Source organism: Rhizobium terricola (assembly GCF_012927355.1).
Classification (GTDB): Bacteria; Pseudomonadota; Alphaproteobacteria; order Rhizobiales; family Rhizobiaceae; genus Allorhizobium; species Allorhizobium terricola.
Genome location: NZ_JABBGK010000001.1, coordinates 135,363 through 158,340 on the forward strand (window position 1 = coordinate 135,363; position 22,978 = coordinate 158,340).

19 protein-coding genes are annotated in these 22,978 nt (G+C 62.7%); 3 read left to right on the plus strand and 16 right to left on the minus strand.

The annotated features are described in order from the left end of the window. Nucleotides 1–22: 22 nt before the first annotated feature. Entirely contained in the window at nucleotides 23–1,234 is a 1,212-nt protein-coding gene (locus HHL25_RS00550) for a lytic murein transglycosylase (protein WP_169586224.1), read from the minus strand. Nucleotides 1,235–1,430: 196 nt separating this feature from the next. On the opposite strand from HHL25_RS00550, the gene galU reads away from it, so the two are divergent. Further along, a complete protein-coding gene (gene galU / locus HHL25_RS00555) occupies nucleotides 1,431–2,318 on the plus strand; it encodes a UTP--glucose-1-phosphate uridylyltransferase GalU (protein ID WP_169586226.1) in 888 nt (295 codons plus the stop codon). A gap of 81 nt (nucleotides 2,319–2,399) precedes the next feature. Here the strand turns inward: galU and HHL25_RS00560 are convergent, their stop codons facing one another. Continuing rightward, nucleotides 2,400–3,932, minus strand: a complete 1,533-nt coding sequence (locus HHL25_RS00560) for an outer membrane beta-barrel protein (protein ID WP_169586228.1) — start codon at nucleotides 3,930–3,932, stop codon at nucleotides 2,400–2,402. 222 nt (nucleotides 3,933–4,154) lie between these two features. On the opposite strand from HHL25_RS00560, the gene HHL25_RS00565 reads away from it, so the two are divergent. Then, nucleotides 4,155–5,150, plus strand: a complete 996-nt coding sequence (locus tag HHL25_RS00565; protein WP_169586230.1) for a KpsF/GutQ family sugar-phosphate isomerase — start codon at nucleotides 4,155–4,157, stop codon at nucleotides 5,148–5,150. On the opposite strand, the gene HHL25_RS00570 is transcribed toward HHL25_RS00565, so the two are convergent. From HHL25_RS00570 to HHL25_RS00635, 14 genes are all read right to left on the minus strand, one after another. Then, the gene (locus HHL25_RS00570; RefSeq protein WP_169586232.1) at nucleotides 5,151–5,609 is read right to left on the minus strand and encodes an NfeD family protein; all 459 of its coding nucleotides are present in this window, start codon (nucleotides 5,607–5,609) and stop codon (nucleotides 5,151–5,153) included. It abuts the gene before it with no gap. Between the two features lie 3 nt (nucleotides 5,610–5,612). Then, entirely contained in the window at nucleotides 5,613–6,635 is a 1,023-nt protein-coding gene (locus tag HHL25_RS00575) for an SPFH domain-containing protein (RefSeq protein WP_169586234.1), read from the minus strand. A gap of 240 nt (nucleotides 6,636–6,875) precedes the next feature. Further along, nucleotides 6,876–8,828, minus strand: coding sequence for a methyl-accepting chemotaxis protein (locus HHL25_RS00580; protein WP_169586236.1), 1,953 nt, complete (start codon nucleotides 8,826–8,828; stop codon nucleotides 6,876–6,878). An 89-nt stretch (nucleotides 8,829–8,917) separates the two neighbouring features. Further along, nucleotides 8,918–9,529 (minus strand): hypothetical protein, encoded by a 612-nt coding sequence (locus tag HHL25_RS00585; RefSeq protein WP_169586237.1) that lies wholly within the window; start codon nucleotides 9,527–9,529, stop codon nucleotides 8,918–8,920. Nucleotides 9,530–9,847: 318 nt separating this feature from the next. Continuing rightward, nucleotides 9,848–10,471: a YdeI/OmpD-associated family protein gene (locus HHL25_RS00590; protein WP_315852993.1), complete on the minus strand. Its 624-nt coding sequence runs from the start codon at nucleotides 10,469–10,471 to the stop codon at nucleotides 9,848–9,850. Between the two features lie 308 nt (nucleotides 10,472–10,779). Continuing rightward, nucleotides 10,780–11,814: a ferrochelatase gene (gene hemH / locus HHL25_RS00595; RefSeq protein ID WP_169586239.1), complete on the minus strand. Its 1,035-nt coding sequence runs from the start codon at nucleotides 11,812–11,814 to the stop codon at nucleotides 10,780–10,782. 124 nt (nucleotides 11,815–11,938) lie between these two features. Next, the gene (locus HHL25_RS00600) at nucleotides 11,939–13,792 is read right to left on the minus strand and encodes a 5'-nucleotidase C-terminal domain-containing protein (protein WP_169586241.1); all 1,854 of its coding nucleotides are present in this window, start codon (nucleotides 13,790–13,792) and stop codon (nucleotides 11,939–11,941) included. Nucleotides 13,793–14,004: 212 nt separating this feature from the next. After that, nucleotides 14,005–14,370 (minus strand): hypothetical protein, encoded by a 366-nt coding sequence (locus tag HHL25_RS00605; protein WP_169586244.1) that lies wholly within the window; start codon nucleotides 14,368–14,370, stop codon nucleotides 14,005–14,007. A 209-nt stretch (nucleotides 14,371–14,579) separates the two neighbouring features. Further along, on the minus strand, nucleotides 14,580–16,025 hold the full coding sequence (locus HHL25_RS00610; protein WP_169586246.1) for a homospermidine synthase: 1,446 nt from the start codon (nucleotides 16,023–16,025) through the stop codon (nucleotides 14,580–14,582). 113 nt (nucleotides 16,026–16,138) lie between these two features. Further along, nucleotides 16,139–17,035 (minus strand): heme-dependent oxidative N-demethylase family protein, encoded by an 897-nt coding sequence (locus HHL25_RS00615; RefSeq protein WP_169586248.1) that lies wholly within the window; start codon nucleotides 17,033–17,035, stop codon nucleotides 16,139–16,141. A gap of 213 nt (nucleotides 17,036–17,248) precedes the next feature. Further along, on the minus strand, nucleotides 17,249–17,533 hold the full coding sequence (locus HHL25_RS00620; protein WP_169586250.1) for a YciI family protein: 285 nt from the start codon (nucleotides 17,531–17,533) through the stop codon (nucleotides 17,249–17,251). Further along, nucleotides 17,533–18,162, minus strand: coding sequence for an aminotransferase class IV family protein (locus HHL25_RS00625; RefSeq protein WP_169586252.1), 630 nt, complete (start codon nucleotides 18,160–18,162; stop codon nucleotides 17,533–17,535). The genes HHL25_RS00620 and HHL25_RS00625 overlap by 1 nt, the downstream gene beginning before the upstream one ends. Beyond that, nucleotides 18,147–19,304: an aminodeoxychorismate synthase component I gene (locus HHL25_RS00630; protein WP_169586254.1), complete on the minus strand. Its 1,158-nt coding sequence runs from the start codon at nucleotides 19,302–19,304 to the stop codon at nucleotides 18,147–18,149. The genes HHL25_RS00625 and HHL25_RS00630 overlap by 16 nt, the downstream gene beginning before the upstream one ends. Nucleotides 19,305–19,324: 20 nt before the next feature. Then, nucleotides 19,325–21,181 carry a M3 family oligoendopeptidase gene (locus HHL25_RS00635; RefSeq protein ID WP_169586256.1) on the minus strand — a complete coding sequence of 619 codons (1,857 nt, stop codon included), beginning with the start codon at nucleotides 21,179–21,181 and terminating at the stop codon, nucleotides 19,325–19,327. Between the two features lie 234 nt (nucleotides 21,182–21,415). On the opposite strand from HHL25_RS00635, the gene HHL25_RS00640 reads away from it, so the two are divergent. Further along, nucleotides 21,416–22,963, plus strand: a complete 1,548-nt coding sequence (locus HHL25_RS00640) for a sigma-54-dependent transcriptional regulator (protein WP_169586258.1) — start codon at nucleotides 21,416–21,418, stop codon at nucleotides 22,961–22,963. Nucleotides 22,964–22,978: the final 15 nt, after the last annotated feature.

Consider the following 22,978-nt stretch of genomic DNA (forward strand, 5'->3'; position numbering starts at 1 on the left):
GTGCGGCGGGTGCCGACGATTGTCAATTGCGCAGCTTGTCGAGCAGGATGCGCGAAGGCTGGCCGTCCACCGACATGCCGAGCCGGCTCTGGATGGCGGAAATCGCCGCCTTGGAACCGGAGCCGAAATTGCCGTCGATCTCGCCTTCATAGTAGCCGAGCGCCTGCATCCGGCTCTGCAGCTCGAACTTTTCCTTGATGTCGAGTGCGTTCTCCGGGCGCGGCCAGCGTTGCTGCATGCCGTTGTAGCCGGCGATCTCGTCGGCGAGCAAGCCGACGGCGAGCGCATAGCTGTCGGCCGCGTTGTAGTTCTTGATGGTGAAGAAGTTCTTCGTCATCAGGAAGCCCGGACCGTTGGCGCCGCCCATCATCTTCAGCTGGGCGCGCTCGGCGCCGTTCTTGAAGCCCTTGCCGCTCGGGCGCACGAAGCCGAGGGCCGCCCACTGGGCGAGCGTCTTGGTCTTGCCGGCATGCGCGCTGCCACCGGCCGGAACGACGATCTCGTAGCCCCAGGTCCTGCCTGTCTGCCAGCCGTTCTTGGCGAGCAGGTTGGCCGAGGTTGCGAGCGCATCCGGAATGGAGTGCCAGATGTCCTTCTTGCCGTTGCCGTCGGCATCGATCGAATAGAGCAGATAGCTCGACGGGATAAACTGGGTGTGGCCCATCGCGCCCGCCCAGGACCCCATCAGGTTCTTGGAGGCGACGTCGCCGTTCTGCAGCATCTTGAGGGCTGCGATCAGCTGGGTCCGCGCATATTTCGAGCGCTTGGCGTCGGCATAGGCGAGCGTCGCCAGAGCGCGCGGCACGTGGTGCAGCCGGTCCGGCCTTTCGAGCGCTGCGCCATAGTTCGATTCCATCGACCAGATGGCCAGCAGGATGTTCTTGTCCACGCCGAAATGGCGTTCCAGGGCATTGAGCGTGGAGCCGTATTGTGCCGCCATCTCCCTGCCGATCTTGACGGTGTAGGGATTGACGCGCGAATCGAGATAATCCCAGATCTGGGACTTGAATTCGGGCTGGTAGGCGGCCTTTTCCAGGACGAAGGGATCGGGCTCGCTGACGCCTGCGAAGGCCTGATTATAGGTCCGTTCGCTGATCCCTGCCTTGGCGGCGGTGGCATAGAAGCCGTTGATCCATTTCTTGAAGCCAGCGTCTGCCGATGCCGTGCCGGGTAGCAGGCTGGCGGCGAGGGAAATGGCAAGGGCTCCGAGAAGCTTGCGATTTTGTCTGGTCATGGGAACTTCCCCGTTGTCCTACGGTTCTTTTCCAGCCGATCTGGAGGCTGTTCAGCCTACGTTAAGGCAGCAGCCGTCAACAAAGTCTTTACCATGGCGCGGCGGCCTTCGAAACCTTTGCGAAATGGTAGTAAATATATACTAGAGGGCAAGCGCGTAATGAAGACGCCTTGGCAGAATCCTCGAGGAGGAATGTGTGGTCCAACGTAATAAACTCCGTAAAGCCGTATTTCCTGTCGCCGGTCTCGGCACCCGTTTTCTTCCGGCCACGAAGGCCGTTCCGAAGGAGATGCTGACCGTCGTCGACAAGCCCGTCATCCAGTACGTGGTGGATGAAGCGGCCGAGGCGGGCATTGAGCATTTCGTCTTCGTGACGGGCCGCGGAAAAGGCGTCATCGAAGACTATTTCGATATCCAGTTCGAACTCGAGCAGACTCTCAAGGCCCGCAACAAGAATGCGGAGCTGACGCTCCTGGAGGACCTGCTGCCGACCGCCGGTTCCGCGAGCTTCACTCGCCAGCAGGAGCCGCTCGGCCTCGGTCACGCGGTCTGGTGCGCCCGCGACATCGTCGGCAACGAGCCCTTCGCGCTTCTTCTGCCCGACATGATCATGCGCGGCGAAAAGGGCTGCCTGAAGGGCATGGTCGAGCTTTACGAGAAGGCCGGCGGAAACGTCATCGCTGTCGAGGAATGCGATCCGTCGCAGGCCCATAAATACGGCATCGTCGGTGTCGGTGAGGCGCTTGAAGGCGGCTTCCGCATCACGGAAATGGTCGAGAAGCCTGCCAAGGGCACCGCACCTTCAAACTTCTTCATCAATGGCCGCTACATCCTGCAGCCGGAAATCTTCTCGATCCTGGAAACCCAGGAGCGTGGCGCGGGCAACGAGATCCAGCTGACCGACGGCATGCTCAAGCTTGCCAAGCAGCAGGCCTTCGCCGGCTATCACTTCAAGGGCCAGACCTTCGACTGCGGCGCCAAGGATGGCTTCATCCTCGCCAACGTCGCCTTCGCCATCGAGCGCGCCGATATCCGGCCGTCGATCGAAGAGCCCCTGAAGGCGCTTCTGGCGGCTCTCAAATAAGCCGACTGTCCCGACAAATACGACAAAGGCCGCGTCCGGTTCGGGCGCGGCCTTTGTCGTTTTCTCCATTCTCGTCCGGCTTCAGCGTTTCGCGGTCAGGCCGATCGAGGTGCGCAGCGCGTTGCTGTCGGCCGCGGCGTCGTAAAGTGTGCGCTCGTATTCGACGTCGGCAGTCAGGTCGAGATAGCGGTTGATGCTCCAGGTGAGGCCGGCGCCCGTGGTGTAGGACGTCGCGTCGCTCGCGCCGGCACCGCCGGGATAGTTGGTCCATTCGACCGAGTTCGACAATCGGGCGACAAGATTGCTGCGGAGCTGATGGGTGACTTCGCTGTTGAGCGCATAGATCACCGAACCGCTGAGCCCTGGCGTGGTGGAGGGGTCGATCGTCGTTGAAAGGCCGAGGTCGACATCGGTGCCCTGCTGCGGCGACCAGGTGACATTGCCGTCGACCGTCAAGGCCGAGAGATCACCGAGCCGGTCGTCCTCGAAGCGCTGACGTTCATAGCCGAGGCCCAGCTCACCCTTCAGCTTGTCGCCGAAATCGGCGGCAATGCCGCCGCGTGCCGAATAGGTGTCGGCGGAGCGGGCATAGCCATCCGAGTCGGTCGTCTCGTCGTAGCGAATCCTGCCGATGGCCACCTCGACGAAGGGGGTGAGGGCGGGGGAGATCTCATAGCCGATGCGGCCGCGCAATTCGCCGCCCAGTCGGTTGCGGTCCGTCAGGCCGAGGCTCGTGCCGTCCGCGAGTTCCGCGTCCGAATACTGCCAGCGGTTCAGGTCTGCAGCGATCGTGCCGCGCAGCCTGCCGAAATCATGTTCGACGGAAACGCCGCCCGAATACTGGTGGACGCCCGACTGCACGGTTGCCCCGGAAATGGCGTTCGGGTCGTCGTTGTCCTCGCGGCTGAAATTGTAGCCGCCCTTCACATGGGCGATCGTGTCGTCGGCGAGATCGAGGCGGAGATCGGCGTTGATGCCGGCGCGCGGGTTTTCCGCGCCTTCGCCCGCCAGGTTCTTCTGCCAGTAGCCTTCACCGCCGATCGTCAGCTCGTGGCGCGACCAGTCGGACGTCAGCGTGCCCTTCAGCCCCGTTTCCGAAAAGGTCCGGCTCTCTTCCGTGCCGCCGCTGGTGGTTCTCTCGTGCCCGATCTTTTCGCTCAGCGAAGGGCGCAGCACCATCGTGCCGAGACGAATGCCGTCGGGCTCGTTCCCCGCGTCGCGGCGGGTGCGGAAGGCCGTCGGATCGTCGAGGGTCGTCTCGCGCAGGTTCTGCCGTCCGAAATCTTCGGGCTGCGCGTCCAGATCCGCTTCTGGATCCGAGAGCGCGCCGGTCTGGGCGGTGCCGGTCGACTGGGTCGTGAGATTGTCGGCGGGCGCGGTGGCCCCCGCAGTTGTCGTGCCGGTGGCGGCGGTTGTCGTCGCGCCGTTGGTCGCGGTGCTGCCAGTGGTTCCGGTCTGCGTAGCTGACGGCGGCGTCCAGGTGGTGGAGGTCGAAGTGCTCTGGGCGACGGCCGGATCGGCAAGGCCGAACAGGCCGCAGGCCAGGAGACCGGCCGATGCCGCGGACAGGCGGCGGCGCGCGCCCTCCGCTTCGGTCTTTTCTGTCTGAACCATTTGGATTTTGCCCGGCAATTCTTAAATGCTTACCCAAACGTAAAGCCATGTGGTTAACGTTTGGTTTCGATCGCCGGGTTGGAACGTGCGTCTTCGTCGGGCGACCGGGGATGCGGCGGAATGCCTGCTTTTCCCCACGCGTCCGATGGGAAAGAGTGCGGTTCCGGCGGGGATCTCGGTCTTCGAGTGGACAGCCATGGGCAAAAGCAGTAAGGGTCCGCCATGATCAAGCGCGCTGTAAATCTCGTCGAAGCCGGTGCCATCGAATCGGCTCTGAGGGTCGTCACGACCGAACGCAACGGCCTTGTGGCCCTCGAAGAGGCCCTGACCAACGGACTGGCCGGCCCCTTCTGCAACGCCGTCAATATCATCGGCGGGATTTCGGGCCGGTTGATCGTCACGGGCGTCGGCAAGAGCGGTCACATCGGCACCAAGCTCGCCGCGACCTTTGCCTCGACCGGGACCCCGGCCTTCTTCGTCCATCCGGCGGAAGCCAATCACGGCGATCTGGGCATGATCGGCCGCGACGACGCGATCCTCGCGATGTCATGGAGCGGCGAAAGCCAGGAACTGCAGGGTATCCTTTCCTATTCGCGGCGCTTCTCGATCCCGCTGATCGCCATGACGGCCGGCGAGAACTCGACACTGGCGCGCGAGGCCGACGTGGTGCTGCTTCTGCCGAAGGTGCAGGAAGCCTGCCCGCACGGCCTGGCGCCGACCACCTCGACCGTGCTGCAGCTTGCCATGGGCGATGCGATCGCGATCTCGCTGCTCGAGGCGCGCGGCTTCACCCCCAACGATTTCCGCGTCTTCCATCCGGGCGGCAAGCTGGGTGCGAGCCTGACCCATGTGCGCGACATCATGCACACCGGCGACCGCCTGCCGCTCGTCAGGCAGGGAACCCCGATGCCGGAGGCGATCGTCACCCTGTCGCACAAGCATTTCGGCTGCGTCGCCGTTCTCGACGATGACGGCAAGCTGGCCGGGATCGTCACCGAGGGCGACATGGCGCGCAACCTGTCGCGCAATCTCGCGGAACTCTCGGTCGACGACGTGATGACCCGGACGCCGAAGACGATCAAGCCGAGCACGCTCGCGACCGCGGCACTGGCGATCCTCAACCAGCACAGCATCGGCGCGCTCCTCGTCGTCGACGAGGACAACCGGCCGATCGGGCTGGTGCACTTCCACGATCTCTTGCGGATCGGCGTGGCCTGATCAGGCCGGCTCGACCGTCAGATCGCGGCCGTTGGACGAGATTATCTTCACCTTTGTGCCGACCGGCAGGTCAGGTCCCATGACGGGCCAGTAGGTATCATCGAGGCGAACCCGGCCGCGACCTTCGGCGATCGGTTCGGCAAGCGTCGCGGTCCGTCCGACGAGGCTCGCGCCGCGCTGGTTGAGCAGGGGTTCGTCGGTGACGAGATCGGGCTTCGACAGGAACCGCCGCCCGAGCAGGGTGGCGACGACGGCGAGTGCCGCGAAGACCAGAAGCTGGACCTGCCAGCCCCAGGCGGCACTTTCCCAGAAAAGCAGCGACAGGATCCCGGTCGCCAGCGCCCCGATGCCGATCCAGACCAGGAAGACGCCGGGCATCAGGAGTTCGGCGGCAAGCAGCAGGAGGCCGAGCAGCCACCAGCTCCATGGTCCGAGTTCTGCGATGACGCGGGCGAACATGCCTCAGTTCTCCTGGTTCGGCGCGAAGGGATTGACGGTCGGCGTGGTGCGAGTCGGTGCAGCAGCGGGCGCGGGTGGAGCGACGGGGCGTGGCTTTGCGGCGGGCTGGTCGCCGAAGACTTCGCGTGCAATCGCGCCGATGCCGCCGAGCGAGCCGATCAGGCTGGAGGCTTCCATTGGCATCAGCACGATTTTTGAATTCGGCGCGGACCCGATCGCGGCCATCGCTTCGGTGTATTTCTGGGCAACAAAGTAGTTGATCGCATTGACGTCGCCGGCGGCGATCGCGTCTGAGACGAAGCGCGTGGCTTTGGCCTCGGCCTCTGCCAGGCGTTCGCGGGCTTCGGCTTCGCGGTAGGCGGCCTCACGCTGACCCTCGGCCTGCAGGATTGCCGATTGCTTGGCGCCCTCGGCGCGCAGGATCTGGGCGTTGCGGAAGCCTTCGGCCTCGAGCACCTGGGCGCGTTTCTCGCGCTCGGCCTTCATCTGCCGGGCCATGGCGTCGACTAGGTCCTTCGGCGGCTGAATGTCCTTGATCTCGACGCGCGTCACCTTGATGCCCCAGGGGCCGACCGCTTCATCGACCACCTTCAGCAGACGGTCATTGATCGCCTCGCGGTTGGAGAGCAGTTCATCGAGGTCCATCGAGCCCATGACCGAACGGATGTTGGTCATGGTGAGGTTGAGGATCGCGTTTTCGAGATTGGCAACCTGATAGGCGGCCTGGGCGGCGTTGAGGATCTGGTAGAAGGCGACCGCGTCAGCCGAGACGCTGGCATTGTCCTTGGTGATGACTTCCTGGGTCGGGACGTCAAGCACCTGTTCCATCACGTTGAGCTTGGAGCCGATCCGCTCGATGAAGGGGATAATCAGGTTGAGGCCTGGTTCCAGCGTGCGGGTATAACGTCCGAAAAGCTCGATCGTATAGCGATAGCCCTGCGGCACTGTCTTGATGCCGGCGAAGAGAGCAAGAATGACCAGCGCAACGAGCGCGATGACGACAATATCGGGACCGGCAAAAGGCATGAAACACTCCCCTCAAAAATAGCGCGAAAGGCTTCGCTAGACTTACAAGTGGGCGATGTCTCTTTCCTTGGCAAGATGAGCGAGCGGCAAAAGAGAAGAAGTGGAGGTGGGGGCGCCGTGCCGCGAGCCGCCTCTCGGCCTGGAGGTCGGGCGAGGGTGTCGCACCGGACGTGAAAAAGGCCGCGCAACATGGCTGCGCGGCCTCCTTCTATTCTGTCCTTGAGTGCCTTTGTGAAAGGCTCAGAACTCTTCCCAGTTATCTGCCGCGACCGCCGCATTGCCATGGCTTCGCATGGCCGGGGCGCTCATGCGGGCCGGCTGGACGGGGCGGGAGACCGTTGCAGGCTGGCTCGGCCGGGCCATGGTGCGGGCCGTCTGGCGAAGCGCTGCGGCCTGGGTCGAGGCAACGCCGTTGATAGTAAACTGCGAGATGAGTTCGCGGAGCTTTGCGGCCTCGGAGGCGAGTGCGGCGGAGGCGGCGTTCGACTCCTCGACCATCGCGGCGTTCTGCTGCGTGGTCTGGTCCATCGCGTTGACGGCCTGGTTGACTTCAGAAAGGCCGGTCGACTGTTCCTTCGCCGAGATGGCGATCGCATCCATGTGGGTGTTCATGTCGGAGATGAAGACGCCGATGGTGCGGAGAGCTTCGCTTGCCTGGCGGACCAGATCCACGCCGCTCGAGACTTCGGTCGTCGAGTTGTGGATGAGAGACTTGATTTCCTTTGCCGCGTTTGCCGAACGCTGGGCAAGCTCACGTACCTCCTGGGCGACAACGGCAAAACCCTTGCCGGCTTCACCGGCGCGGGCAGCTTCGACGCCGGCATTGAGCGCCAGCAGGTTGGTCTGGAAGGCAATCTCGTCGATTACGCCGATGATGTTGGAGATCTGACGCGAGCTCTCCTCGATCTTGCGCATGGCCTCTTCGGCCCGTGCCACGACCTCGGACGACTGGTTGGCCGAGGAATTGGCCTGGGAGGCGACAGAGCGGGCCTCTTCCGTCCGCTTCGTCGAATTCTGGACGTTGGCCGTGATCTCCTCGACGGCAGCGGCGGTCTCCTCAAGGGCGGCTGCCTGCTGTTCCGTGCGCTTCGACAGGTGATCGGTGCCGGAGGCGATTTCCTGGGTGCCGGTCTCGATCGTCGCGACGCTGTTGGTGATCGCGGAGAGGGTCTGGTTGAGCTGGCTGATCGACTGGTTGAAGTCGTGGCGGAGCGCCTCGAAATCCGGGGCGAAGGCTTCTTCGAGCTGGAAGGAGAGCTCGCCCTTCGCCAGTCGCTTCAAGCCGGCAGCAAGGCCGGAGGTCGCAATGCGCAGGCGTTCGGCAGCTTCGGCCTCGGCCCGTTCCTGGGCGGCCAGGCGGTCGGCTTCGGCATGGCCGCGCGCCTCTTCTGCTTCCGCCTGCAGGCGCTGGTTGGCGATGGCCGCTTCGCGGAAGACCTGCATGGATTCGGCCATCTGGCCGATCTCATCCTTGCCGCCCTTGTCGATCGAGACGTCCAGGTCGCCGTTGGCGAGACGCGACGTCACGTCGGCAAGGCGGGCAAGCGGCCGGGATACGAGCTGGAAGTTCAGGAGGCCCATCAGCGCCGCGACGAGCCCGACGATCACGGATGCGGCAAGGCTGATCAGTTCCACCGTAGCCAGAGCCGATTTCTGATCGGCCGAGGCGACATCGGCGCGCTGTTGAAGGTCGCTGGTGACGGTCTTGAGCTTCTCGTTGAAGGCCGAGACCAGTCTGGAGCCGTCGCCGGTCAGTTCGATCGCACGGGCGAGTTCGACCGTCATCGGGTCGCGCATCAGACTGATCTGCCGCTCCACGACGGTCGAACGCCATTCCCCGATCTTGCCGATGGCCTCGCGCAGGGCGGGAAGCTCGCTCTGGGCTTCAGCCTCGAACAGTTTTTCCAGTGCGGGCACTTCGCCGTCGATCTTCTTGGTCGACTGCTCCAGGGTTGCCACGAAGTCGCGGTTACCGGTGAGGAGGAAATTCTTCAGCGCCAGATCGGCCTGCACCATGTCGTCGGTGAGCTCCGCGGTTTTGGTCAACAGCTGGTCGATGACCTGCTTGTTTTCGACCAGCGTCCCGGCAGTGTCGACACGGGTGTAGATGAACCCGGATGCTCCGATGGCGATGACCGCCAGGATGCCGAATGCTGCGAAGCCCTTGGCGCTGACGGATATGTTCTTGATCATGGTCTTACCTATCTGGTTTCGCTGATGGCGCCGGTCCCACGGGAACGTTTCAAGTTCCTGGCCGCCACTGGCCGCTGTTTCGCTGGGGTTCAGAGGCCGACTGCAGCGCGCCGCTCGAGTTCGGTGAGATTGAGTTCGACGGTAACGGCACCGATCGGCTTCTCTTCCGCACCTTTCGTGACGGTGAAGCTGACCTGGCCGCGCCAGATCTTGGCTTCGTCATCCCATTCGGGGGCATCGATGAAGACGGCATCGCCTGCGACATTGAAGGTCTTCTGGAACTTGTCCTCGTCGCCCTGCCAGAAGTCGCTCGTCACCGAACTTTGGCCGACGTTCAGGCCGTTCTGGTCCATCACGAAGATTTCGGCATAAAGGCCGAGGGAGCGTCCCTGGATGCGGGCGAGATACACCGAAAGCGGATTGGACAGCGTTGCTGCGATCAGGGGCTTGTCCTCCTTTTCGCGCTCGGCGCGCCACTGGGCGTCCAGCGTGTCGATCTCCGCCTGGGTGAGCTTCTGCTGCTTCTCGTTCTGCGCGTCGATCGAAATCTGGACGATTTCGGAATCGATGAACTTTCGCATGTCTTCGAGGACCGCGGGGGTGACCAGAGCCTTGGCGTTCGGCTCTGCCGTCTGTGCCAGGGCATGGGACATTGACAGCGCAAACATGGTTGCTGCCAGAACTGCCTTACGTGTTGCCATTTGTCTCTCCTTCGTGAGGTCAAATCTAGGATTGACGATTTAAATTAGCGTTAATACAAGATTTTACCTGTTATATTTGGCAATGAAAATCAATGACTTAGGCCAATTGAAGAGAGAGCTTCATGAGTAAATGTGCAACTAAAGGCTGATGGCGTTTGGGCCTGTAATCTTTCGAATGTTGCTTAAGTTTATGAAATTTGGCTATTTTTTGAGCAGGTCAGCTTTCCAGAGAGCTCAGGGAAAGGCGCGGCGCAGGCGTGGCGATTCTTCCTGGTTGTATTTCTTGAACCGTATTGGTTGAGGGGCTGGGGCTGTTTCTCAGCGCTCCAGCGCTCCCTTGCCGGCGAGGATCTTGTCGCGGTTCTTCAGGATGCGGGCGCGGCGCGTGTCGGTCTGTTTGGCTCCGTTGAGGAGTATGACGTAGCTCTTCTGCCGTCCGGGTGTGAGACGATGAAACGCCTCTGCGAGCACCGGATCGTCATCCATCGCGGTAACCAGTTCTTCCGGCAGATCGAGCGGTACGTCTTCCTTCTCTCCCTTGAGACCCGATTCCGCATAGTTCATCGCTTCCCTGAGATAGGCCTGGATCACTGGCGTCATCCGGGCGACGTCCTCGTTCTTCACGAAGCGGATCATATCCGGGTGGCGCGAGTTCGGCCCCTGGCGTTCGAGTACGCCATCTGGATCCTTCATCAGCGATGCATTGAAGAACGTGATCCGGTAGTCGTTGCGGAAGGCACCGATGATCACGATATTCCGGCCGGCGTGCATGTAGCACGGATGGCCCCATTTCACCGTTTCGGTAAGGCCACAATCGAGGCAGATGCGACGGAGTTGCTCAAGTCCTGCTATCCACGACCGCGTCGAGCAATCGGGTGTGGCAAAACGCTCGCAGCGCCCGCATCCCTTGGCGAAATAGTCATCGATCGCGGTAATCATCATCGGCTGTTACCTCCAGATCGATCCTGCTTGCCTTCGCAACCGCCTTCGCCCGCGGGCGGCGCTGTCGGCCAACGCTCGGTCTACGGATGCCCGGACCGGACAGCTCAAAGCTGCACGGTCAGCCCGAAGCTCGCGCGTTTTCAATCAGCGAGACTATACACCTAGCCCGGGTCCCCGTCTCGCATCCAACTCGGGTCAAACCGCATTTCCGCGGCGGTTGTTTCGCGGGGACCGTTGACGTCGGAGTTCCTGCCGATCCCGCGCGACGCTTACTCGCTGCTTAGCTCCGGTTGGTGCCGCGCAAGACCCTAAATCCAGCCCTGCAGTTCGCGACGCACGACCGTCTCAAGCACGTTCATGCCTTCCGGGCTGTCGTTCAGGCAGGGGATGTGAACGAACTTCTCGCCACCGTTATGATGGAAGATCTCGCCAGCCTCTCCGGCGATTTCCTCCAGTGTCTCCAGGCAATCCGAAACGAAGCCGGGGTTCATGATGGCGATGCGCTTCACGCCATCCTTTCCAAGCTTCTCCATCGTCTTGTCGGTGTAGGGCTGCAGCCATTCCTCAGGCCCGAAGCGGGACTGGAAGGTCACCATGAACTTTTCCTTCGGCAGGCCAAGGCGTTCGCGCAGGAGGCGTCCGGTCTTCATGCAGTGGCAGTGATAGGGGTCGCCCTGCTTGAAGTAGGATTGCGGAATGCCGTGGAACGAGGTGATGAGCAGTTCGGGTTCCCAGTCGAGCGTGGCGAGCTTCTTCTCCACGGAGACGGCCAGCGCGTCGATATAGGCCGGGTCGTCGTGATAGGGCGGAACCGTGCGGACAGCCGGCTGCCAGCGCAACTTCATCAGGTGCTCGAATGCCTTGTCGTTGACGGTGGCCGTGGTCGAGGCGGCATATTGCGGGTAGAGCGGGAAGAGCAGGATCTTCTCGCAGCCGGCGGCCTGGAGCGCGTCGATCTTCGAGGCGATCGACGGCTGGCCGTAGCGCATCGCCCAGTCGGCCACGACGTTCGGGTGGCCCTTGAGGGCCTCGGCCATCAGTTCCGCCTGGCTGCGGGTATAGGTCCGCAGATAGCTCTCGTCCTTTTCCTTGTTCCAGATCTCCTCATAGGCCTTGCCGACCTTCTGGGGGCGCGTGTTCAGAACGATGCCGAACAGGATCGGGTACCACTTCCAGGGCGACCACTCGATGACGCGCTTGTCCATCAGGAATTCCTTCAGGTAGCGCCGCATCGACTTGTAGTCCGTGCCATCCGGCGTGCCGAGATTGACGAGAAGCACGCCGACCTTGCCGAAACGAACGGACGGGTGGCCGGGGGGAAGGTGAGACTGGTCTGCGGTCATTTCGAAATCCTGATTGCGTCGCTCGGACCCACTACGAAGGAGAGCGTCTTCGGGATCATCTCTTAAAAGCAAAAACCGGTCCGGGAAAGCCCGGACCGGTCTTGAGCCTTCGGCAAACCGCGCCTTACTTGGCCGGCAGTTCGAGTTCCTTGCCGACACCGATCAGGTCCGGGTTCTTCAGCTTGTTGGCCTCGGCGATCTTCTTCCAGGCCAGGCCATCGCCGTAGGTCGCGACGGCGATCTTCCAGAGGCTGTCACCGAGCGCGACCGTGTATTTCGTGGCCGCCGTAGCCACGGCTTCGGCTGCCGCCGGGGCTGCAGGGGCCGCCGCCGGGGCTTCGGTCGTCGCCGCAGGTGCAGCGGGCGCCGCCCCGACAACTTCGGTGATACGGCCGTCAGTATAGGGCTTGTAGGGGCTGTTCTTGGCAATGTAGTCGGCCAGAACGGTCTCGAGGCCAGGGCCGAAGTCATAGGCGTTCTGGCCGGCCGAGGTGAAGATCTTGTAGCCGTCGCCGCCGGCGCGCATGTAGTTGTTGGTCGCGACGCCGTAGAGCTTGGCCGGGTCGAGGGCCACGAACGCGTCCCCTTCCTTCACTTCCACCGAGACGACGCGGCTACCGGCCGGCTTCGACTTGTCGAAGGTGTATTTCATCCCGGAGACCTGCGGGAAGCGGCCGGCGCCATCCTCGATCTGGCTCAGGCCATTCTCCAGTGCCGCGACGATATCGGAGCCCTTCAGCTTGAAGGTGGCCAGCGTGTTCTGGAAGGGCAGGACGGTCAGGGCTTCGCCCATCGTCACCGTTCCGGCATCGATCGAGGCACGCAGGCCGCCACCGTTCTGGATGGCAATCGTTACACCCTGATCCTTGACCCGATCGACCATGGCATCGGCGACGAGGTTGCCCATCGTGCATTCGGCGGCGCGGCAGACTTCGCGCGAGCCGTCGATAACCGCTGCCGTCTCGCCGATTTCCTTCTTCTTCAGTTCCTCGATCGGAGCGCCGAGTTCTGCGACCCTGGCGGCGTAGGCGGTATCTTCAGCCACCGAAGCGTCGAGGAGTTTCGGCGCGCCCTCGGCGGACTTCACGGCGCCGGCGTCATCGAAGACGACCTTCAAGTCACCCAGATATTTCGAATAAGCGTAGGCCGTGACGATCGGCACGTCCTTGCCCGACGGGTTCTTGACCAGCGTCGGGTAGGGGCCGGCCGCCTTCTCGTCGGTGGAGGAGAGCAGCGTGTGGCTGTGGCCGCCGACGATCACGTCGATGCCGTCGACCGCCGCGGCGATCCGCTGGTCCACCGTGTAGCCGACATGCGAGAGCAGGACGATCTTGTTGACGCCGGCGGCCTCGATTTCCTTCACGGCATCCTTGAGATAGGAAATCTCGTCGATGAACAGCACGTCGTCACCGGGCGAAGAGGTTTCGTCCGTATCGGTCGCGAGGACCGAAACGACCGCAACCTTGTCGGCTCCGAACTCCTTGATGATGTAGGGCTTGTACTTGTCGGCGATCGGGGTGTTGAGGCCGGCCAGAACGTTGCCGGAGATCATCGGGAATTTCAGCGCATCGATGAAGCGGGCGAGTTCCTCGGGGCCGTCGTCGAATTCGTGGTTGCCGATCGCCATGGCGTCAAAGCCGATGCCGTTCATGAATTCAGCGATCGGGGCGCTCTTGTAGGTGGTGTAGAAAAGCGAGCCCTGGAACTGGTCGCCGGCATCGAGCACGAGCAGGTTGGTGTCCTTCAGTTCGCCCCTGCGGGCGTCGATCGCGGTCTTCATGCGGGCAACGCCGCCAAAGCACTCGTTCTTGCCTGCTTCCTCCGGCGAGCATGTCGAGTCAAACTTGTTGATCGCCTCGATGCGCGAATGAAAATCGTTGATATGCAGGATGTTCAGCTCGAAATCGGCCAGGGCGGCAGAGGTGGACAGGGCGAGCACAGACGCGCTCAGAAGGCCAAATCGCAGGTGTCTCAACATAGCTTTTCTCCTGTTATCAAAGGCAGCCGCGAGACGCCGCAAGGCGCGCCCGGGGCGTTCAAAAGGGCTTTGCCGGGCGGGATGTTTTCATCAAGCGGGCGAGACTGCAAGCGAAATTGCGCAGTGCACGGCGGGTCGGAAGGCGGGCCAGAATACCAAAACGGCCGACGTTTCCGCCGGCCGCTCTGATCAATGAAGGCTTGAAGATCGGCTCAGCCGCGGCGGGCGAGCGAGAACTGCGCACCGCTCTCGGAGGTGCAGTTCAGCTGGTTCGGCGTAACCATGGCGCAGTTCGCTTGCGTCGTAGTTTGCTTGATGTTCGAGAACAGGGTGATGGAAACTAGGTTGTTCGCCTGTTGAGTATAGGTGCCTGTCGCCATCACCTTATTGCTTCCATCGGAAGTGCGGGTTTCGAGACGTCCGCCCCCAAAAGTAGATACCAAACCGTTTGCGTCAACCCAGGCACCATCTACGGTCGGGCCTTGGCTGATCGGCGGCAGCGGGCGAGGGCCGCTTGACGTGCAGGCGGAAAGGGCCGCCGCGCATGCCACAAGAGTAAAAATGGACCTGATCTTCATCACCGTCTCCGCAGGGTCGTTCTTGTCCGGGTGACCTCGGACCACCCGATCGATTTTTCCGAACCATGACGCGAAGGCATGGTGAAAGCAAGGCCAGAGCCTCAGGGAGAGGCCGTTATCCCGGTTTCGACGTATCCTATTGATATTTGGCAACAGAAAGCCCGCCGCTTGATGCGGCGGGCTCCTTCAATTCACGGTGTCCAGGCGAATCAGCGAACGAGGATGTTCTTGAACTGCCAAGGGTCCTTGGTGTCGATGTCTTCCGGGAAGAGGCCCGGGCGGCCATCGAGCGGGGTCCAGTCGGTGTAGTGACCTTCGACCGGGCCGAGATACTGCGACTGCACTTCGAGGCAGCGCTTGTAGTCGACTTCGTCGGCTTCGACGATGCCGGCCTTCGGGTTCTCGATGGCCCAGACCATGCCTGCGAGTACGGCCGAGCTGACCTGCAGGCCGGTGGCGTTCTGGTAGGGCGCGATGCGGCGGGTTTCTTCCAGCGACAGGCGCGAGCCGTACCAGTAGGCATTCTTCTCGTGGCCGTAGAGCAGCACGCCGAGTTCGTCGACGCCGTCGACCAGCTCGTTCTCGTCGAGGACATGCAGCACCGGCTGGGCCGTGCCACCATTGCCGAACATCTCGTGCAGCGAGAGCACGGCGTCATTGGCCGGATGATAGGCATAGTGGCAAGTCGGGCGATAGGTCACTTCGCCGTCCTTGTCGCGGACCGTGTAGTAATCGGCGATCGAGATCGACTCGTTGTGGGTGACGAGGAAGCCGTATTGCGGGCCCGGCGTCGGGCACCAGGTGCGAACGCGGGTGTTGGCGCCCGGCTGCTCCAGATAGATCGCGGCCTTGCAGCCCTTCTTGTGCTTCTTGGCGTTCTTCGGCATCCAGTTCTCGTGGGTGCCCCAGCCGAGTTCGGCGGGCTGAAGGCCTTCCGAGATGAAGCCTTCGACCGACCAGGTGTTCCAGAAGACGTTGAGCGGCTTCGGGTTCTTGGTGAGCTGGGTATCGCGCTCGGCGATGTGCACGCCCTTGACGCCCAGCTTCTTCATCAGCTTGGCCCAGCCTTCGCGATCTTCGGCGGTCGGTTCTTCGAACTTCAGGCCGGTTTCATGGGCGAGGTTGACGAGCGCCTGCTTGACGAACCAGGAGACCATGCCCGGGTTTGCGCCGCAGGTGGACACGGCGGTGGTGCCGCCCGGGTTCTTCTTCTTTTCGGCGCGAAGCGTTTCGCGGAGCGCATAGTTGGTGCGCTCGGAATTCTTCATGTTCTTGTCGAAATAGAAGCCGAGCCACGGTTCGACCACGGTGTCGATGTAGAGGACGTCGAGCTTGCGGCAGAATTTCATCAGGTCGACCGAGCCGGTATCGACCGACAGGTTGACCAGGAAGCCCTGGCCGGCGCCTTCGGTCAGGAGCGGCTTCAGCAGTTCCTTGTAGTTTTCCTTGGTGACGTGCGCCTGGACGTGCTTGACGCCATGCTTGGCGAGCAGTTCGGCTTCGTCATTGCGCGGATCGATGACCACCATCCGGCTCTTGTCGAACTTGAAGTGACGTTCGATCAGGGGCAGGGTTCCGCGACCGATCGAACCGAAGCCGATCATGACGATCGGGCCGGTGATCTCGCCGTAAACCGGATAGGTTTGCTTGGTCATTTCTTTCTCCTTGAAATGCGGGCGGGGCTCGCTGGTATCAGCGGCTCTAGACCACAAATCCCTGACATAATAAAGGGCGCTTTTCGCCGCCGGGCGGCCGGCGGAGTGGAATTTCAGGCAAAAACGGTGGCCCGCAGCGCGCGCACCAGTTCATCGCGCTTGTCGGCCAGCCCCTTGTATTCGATCTGCTCCTTGGTCATCGCCTCGAGCTGGCTTGCCATCCCTTCTGCCATCCGGGCGCCGTCGGGGTGCCTGGCGAAGACGGCGACGGGATCGAGATAGATGCGGATCGTAAAGGCGAGATCGCCGGTCTTCGGCATCTTGCGCAACGTCTGGCGCTCGACGCGGACGAAGGCGCCGGCTGCATCCACGCCGCGGGACGAGGGTTCGATCGCCGTCTTCTGCGGGCGCGGATGGTAAAGCGCGTAGGTCCAGTTGACCGACCAGTTGAAGCGCTCCGCCGGCTGCTCCGGCAGCAGATTGTCGAAGACGCGGTTGACGATCGCCGCGTTTCGGGTGCCGGCCTGGAAACCCGGGACATCGGCGTGGACCTGGTCCATCGGTTTCATGAACTTTTCAGCCAGCGACCACGACGAGGGGAAGGCGAGATGGGCGGCGACGATCGTCCAGCCGTCGGGCATCTTGCGCAGGATGACGAGGTCGTCCTCGATCATCGATCCGGCCCTCAGCAGCGGCGGAATATTATCGTCTGCCAGGTCAACCGCATGCCCGGCCATCCGCATCACCGAGCCCTCCCGCTGATAGACCTCTCCGTGACAGTCGACGAGATGGGCGGCGAGCATGTCGAGACATTCCTGCTGGGCGTCCAGGCTTTCCGGTGCCGCGCGGAAGATGTCCTCGTAGTGCTCCTTGGCAAGCCGGCGTTTCTCGTCGAGATAGCGGCCGAGATCGGCATCCGGCTCGATCCAGCGCGCCGGGTCAAGGGCAGAAAGGCCGATGGTGAAGGGTTTGCTCGGGCCAGTATAGGGCGTGTAGGTGAGGGAGGTCATTGAAGTGCAAGGGTTCCCGCTTGTCGTGTTTGCCACAAACGTGACAACTCGATCGCGTTTTTGCAACAGGGAGCTTGGGGCGGCGCCAAGATGGGACGCCTTGCCTATTTGAGGCGGGATGAAGCGGGTATCGAGATCCTCGAGATCTTTGACGGCAGGCAGGATGCGCCGCGCAGCTTGAAAGACGACGTCTAGGAACGCGGATTAGATTCGTCAGCCCTTCAATCCGTCCAGCCCTTCAGCGGTCCTCGTGAGCGCGAGTTCCACGATCTCGTAGTCGGCGACGCCATGGATGGTGAACGGGTCGGCGGCAACGAAGCTTTCGATCGCCGTCCGGTCGCCTTTCGCGAGAATGACGCCGCCGGTGCGCGGCACCTTGCGGCCGGAGGCGAGGAACATGCCGCTGTCATAGCCTTCGTTCACCCAGGCCATGTGCGGTTCCATGTGCCGGTCCGCCTCTTCGTTGCTCTTGCGGTAGGTGAGGGAGAGAATGAACATCAGGCGTCTCCATCGACGAGTTCGGCGCGGATTAGTCCCCGCAGCGAATTGCCGACGAAGAGCTTGCGAAACTTCAGGTCTTCGGGCCGGAGGACTTCGCTCCTCGCTTTGCGTTCGCGGATCATTTCGGAGCGAAAGATGCCGGGCAGCAGGCCGCTCGAAAGGGCCGGCGTGACATACTGGCCGTCCTCGGCCTCGGCGAAGAGATTGGTGATGGTACCCTCGCAGACTTCGCCTCGCTCGTTGAGCAGCAGGACCTCGTCTGCTTCTTCCTTGGCGAACTCGGCACGCGCTGCTTCGTAAGGCTCGCGTCGCGAGGTCTTGTGGCGGTAGAGCGGATCGTCCGATTTCAGCCGGGTCTTGCCGATGCGCAGCCGCCAGACCGTGTCCTCGGGCTGCGGTTCGAAGGGCGTGGTGGTTACCTCGATCTTGCCGCGGAAGCTCATGACCAGGCGGACGCGAAGCGGCGTGTCGCCCTTCACCTCGGCGTCGAGCTTTGCGACCGCATCCTGCGGCTGGCGGAAGCCCAGCGCATCGGCGGAGCGGCTCAGGCGCCGCATATGCTGGTCGAGCCGGAGGAAGCCTTCCCCTGGTTGCCAGCGCATGGTTTCGATCAGCGAGAAATCCATTGATCCCCTACCGCAAAGCGCGCCTTCAAAAGGCATTCGTCATATTCCGCTTGCGGCTTCGAATCGAAGACGATGCCGCCGCCGACATTGAAGACCGCGCGTTCGTCTTTGAAAAGTGTCAGTGTGCGGATCGCTACGGAAAAACGCATGGGGCCGGAGGGGTCGCAATATCCGATCGCGCCACAATAGACATCGCGTGGGCCGGCCTCGAGTTCGGCAAGGATGCGCATCGCCCACATCTTCGGGGCGCCGGTGACCGAGCCGCAGGGAAAGAGCGCCTGAAAGATCTCCGGCAGGCCGATATCCGGGCTGAGCCTCGCCCGGACATGGCTGACCATCTGGTGCACGGTCGGGTAGGTCTCGATTTCGAAGAGCTTGGGCACCGAGAGGGTTCCGACCTCGGAGATCACCGAGATGTCGTTGCGCAGCAGGTCGACGATCATGCGATTTTCGGCCTGCGTCTTCTCGTCGGCCAGCATGGCGGTGATGATCGCCCTGTCCTCGTCGGGTGTCGCACCGCGTGGCGCTGTTCCCTTCATCGGGTGGGTTTCGATCCAGCCCTTGCGATCGACCTTGAAGAACAGTTCGGGGGAGCGTGACAGGACGACCGGACCACCGAGGTTGATCAGGGCGCCGTAGCGAACCGGCTGGCGGGCAACCAGCGACCAGAACACCTCGCGCGGATCGCCGTGCCAGCGCGCCTCGATCGGCATGGTGAGATTGGCCTGGTAGCAGTCGCCCTTGCGCAAGTGCTCGTGCAGCCGTTCGAAGCGGTCGCGATAGGTGTCGAAATCCCAGCCTGCGCTTGGTTCTGTAACGAAGGGGACGTTTTCGGGCTCCAGCCTCGCGGCCAGTGGATGGCTGCCGGGCGCTGGTTGATCGAAAATGCCCATGGCGACCAGCGGGGTCTCCCGACTTTCGGCAATCAGAGGCTTGAGCTTTTCCTCGAAGACATAGCCTGCCTCGTAGGAGACGTAACCCGCGAGCCACCGGCCGTTGCGGCGAGCCTCCTCCAGCCGCTCGAAGGCCGGCAGCACTTCGCCGGCCGTGCGCGCGACGACGATCTCGCTCGGCTCGGCAAAAAGCAGGCTCTTCCCGCGACGATCGTCGCGGAACAGGGCATAAGGGGAAAGGTCAGCCATGGGGCCGAGCGGTCTCCGGTTCAGGACGCGCTATCAAGCGCCTCAAGCTCGTCGATCAGCCCTTCTATCATCGACAGGCCCTTGGCCCAAAACGACGGATCGGTGGCATCAAGGCCGAAGGGGGCGAGAAGCTCCGAATGGTGCTTCGTGCCGCCAGCCTTCAGCAGTTCGAAATACTTCTGCTGGAAGCCCTGGTCAGCCTGTTGGTAGACCGCATAGAGCGAGTTCACCAGACAGTCGCCGAAGGCATAGGCATAGACGTAGAAGGGCGAATGGATGAAGTGGGGGATATAGGCCCACCACGTCTCGTAGCCTTCCGAGATCTTGATTGCCGGCCCGAGGCTATCGGTCTGGACCGACAGCCAGAGTTCGCCGATCTTCTCCGCCGTCAGTTCGCCTTCCTTGCGGGCAGTGTGCACCTTGCGCTCGAACTCGTAGAAGGCGATCTGGCGCACGACCGTGTTGATCATGTCCTCGACCTTCTGGGCGAGCATGGCCTTGCGTTCACGCCTGTCGGTCGTGCGGTCGAGAAGGGTCCGGAAGGTCAGCATTTCGCCGAAGACGGATGCCGTTTCGGCAAGCGTGAGCGGCGTCTGGCACATCAACGGCCCTTGCGCGCCGGCCAACACCTGGTGGACGCCGTGGCCGAGTTCATGGGCGAGCGTCATCACATCGCGCGGCTTGCCGAGATAGTTGAGCAGTACATAGGGGTGTGCCGAGGGAACCGTCGGGTGCGCGAAGGCGCCGGGCGCCTTGCCGGGCCGGGCGGGCGCATCGATCCAGCCGCCGTCGAAGAAGCGGCCGGCGATTTCGGCCATTTCGGGTGCGAAGGCGCCGTAGGCGGAGAGCACGGTATCCTTGGCCTCGTTCCAGGGAATGAGGCGGTCGGAGGTTTCGGGCAGCGGCGCGTTGCGGTCCCAGGAGTTCATCTGCTCCATGCCGAGCCACTTCGCCTTCATCGCGTAATAGCGGTGCGAAAGGCGGGGATAGGCTTCGCGCACGGCGGCGGCCAGCGCGTCCACCACGTCGCGCTCCACGCGATTGGCGAGGTGACGGCTGTCGGCGATGTCTTCGAAACCGCGCCAGCGGTCGGAGATTTCCTTGTCCTTGGCCAGCGTGTTGGTGACGAGGACGAAGATGCGGATATTGTCCTTGAACGTCTGCGACAGCGCCTTTGCCGCCCCTTCACGGACGGTCGGGTCGGAATCCTGCAGCATGTTGAGGGTGGCTTCGAGCGGCAGCTCCTGTTCGCCGACCTTGAAGCGCAGCGAGGCAAGCGTCTCGTCGAACAGGCGGTTGAGCGCGGCGGCGCCCGTCATCGACTTTTCGAGGAACAGCTGCTCGATTTTGTCTTCGAGCTGGAAGGGCTTGTCCTTCCTGAGGTCGACCAGCCAGGGGCGGTAGTGGGCAAGCGCTGCATCCTTGTCCATGGCGGCGTCGATCAGCGCATCATCGATGCGGTTGAGTTCGAGCGAGAAGAACAGGAGATGCGCCGACAGGTCGGTGAGCTTGGCCTGCACATCGCCGAAGAACTTGCCGTTCGCCGGATCGGTCATGTCCGAGTAATAAGTCAGGCCGGCATAGGAGGCGATGCGGCCGAGCAGGTCTTCCAGCGCCTCGAATTCCGCAAGGGCCGCCGCCAGTCCCTGTGTGCCCGATACGGCAGTCGATGCTTCCAGCTTGCCCTTCCATCGCGTCTCGAAGGCAAGCGCGTCGGCGGCAGCCTTTTCAAGGTCGCCGAGGAACGCGGCCGAGGTCGGGGAGGGGTACAGATCCTCCAGTTTCCACAGCGGAAGATCACCAAGCTCCGGCGACGGCGCGGACGCGGCGGGAGACGCTGCGGCGAGGGCGCGGGCGGGCTGCAAATCTCTGAGCATGACGATCTTTCCTTTTCCGAAACAACGAGAGGGAGATGTAGTCAGTCGCGCCGGACTGGGCAAGCGCCGGACGAAAAGGGGACCGCGCAAGCATTGCTCGCAACTCCTTATGCGATTGATAAAATGCGACCTTTTCTCAAAAGAGGATGTTCAGTCCTTTCTGGCAGGCTCGCCGGACTTTGAATTGCAAGTCCGCACTCCGCATGACGCGCAGTGAATCCGGGAGCTCGAATTTTGACCGCTCATATCCTCGTTATCGATGAAGATCCGGCCCAGCGCCGTGCCCTCAAGGCAGCGATCGAAGCTCAAGGCCATGTCGTTCATGTCGCAGACAGCGATCAGGCCGGTCTGGAAATCTTCCGCAGGCATCGCTCGGCCATCGGCGCCGTGCTTGTCGATCTTTCCGCGCCGGAGCGGGCAGGCAGCGCATTCCTCAATGCCATCGGCGATCTCCATGCCAGCGCCCCGGTGATCGTCCAGACGGTCGAGGGCGCAACCCAGCACGCGGTCGAGGCCATGCGTGCCGGAGCCTTCGACTTCCTGGTGAAACCCTGCTCGGCCGAGCGTATCGCTGCCGCGATCGAAAGCGCGCTGAAGTTCAACCGCAGCGGCTCGCAGGGCAAGCCCGTGCGCCGCTCGCGCAGCGGTGCCGTCGGATTCGGCGACATTGTCGCCGCCAGTGCCGCGATGTCGCGCGCGGTCGAGCTCGGCCGCCGCGCTGCCCAGTCGACGATCCCCGTGATGCTCGAAGGCGAGGCGGGGGTTGGCAAGGAACTGATCGCGCGTGCCATCCACGCGACCAGCGAGCGGTCTGCCCGTCCCTTCGTCAGTGTCAATTGTTCCGCCGTTCCGCACAGTCTGATCGAGGGGGTGCTTTTCGGCCAGGAAGCCGGCGCGCCAAGCGAACCCGGTGCTGCCCCGGGCAAGTTTGCCGAGGCCGAGGCCGGTACGCTGTTCATCGAGGAGATCAGCGAACTCCCCGCGAACGTCCAGGTCCGGTTGCTTTCGGTCGTGCAGTCCGGAGAGATTGAGACCACGCCGGGCCGCCGTCCGCGCAAGGTCAATGTCCGGCTCATTCTCGCCACCAACAAGGACCTGATCGAAGAGGTCAAGGCCGGGCGGTTCCGCGAGGATCTCTATTATCGCCTCAATGTCTTCCCGATCACGATCGCGGCGCTTCGGCGGCGGAAGGAAGACATCCCGCATCTCGCCCGGTCTTTTGCAGAGCGCTTCTCCGTGGAACAACGGCTTGCCAAGCCGCTCGGGATCGATGCGGGGGCGCTGGCCCTGCTCACCGGCTTCGATTGGCCCGGCAATACGAGGCAGCTTGAGAATGCGGTGTTCAGGGCGGTCGTGCTCGCCGATGGGCCGGTGCTGACGGAAGCCGACTTCCCGCAGATCAGCGTGCAGATGACGGATCGCATGCCGTCCCTTTTTCCGGCGCCCCGTGGCGAGACAGAGGTGTCGCGCGGCAGTGTCTCTCATCATCCCGAGCTTGGCGGTACGCCCCGCGCTGCTGCCCCGAGTGGCGAATCGGTCGTCGCACCGCGGTCGGCCTCGGGTGGTGACGTCGGCGGAAATGTGATCATCAGCACCGACGAGGCGGGCAATGTCCGCAAGCTCGCCGAGATCGAAGAGGAATTGATCCGCTTCGCCCTGAAGTTCTACAGGGGGCAGATGAGCCAGGTGGCGCGCAAGCTCGGCATCGGCCGTTCGACGCTCTATCGCAAGCTCAAGGACTATGGAATCGACCCCGACGACCCGCAAAAGCATGCGGCATAAGGCCCCTGCAAGGTC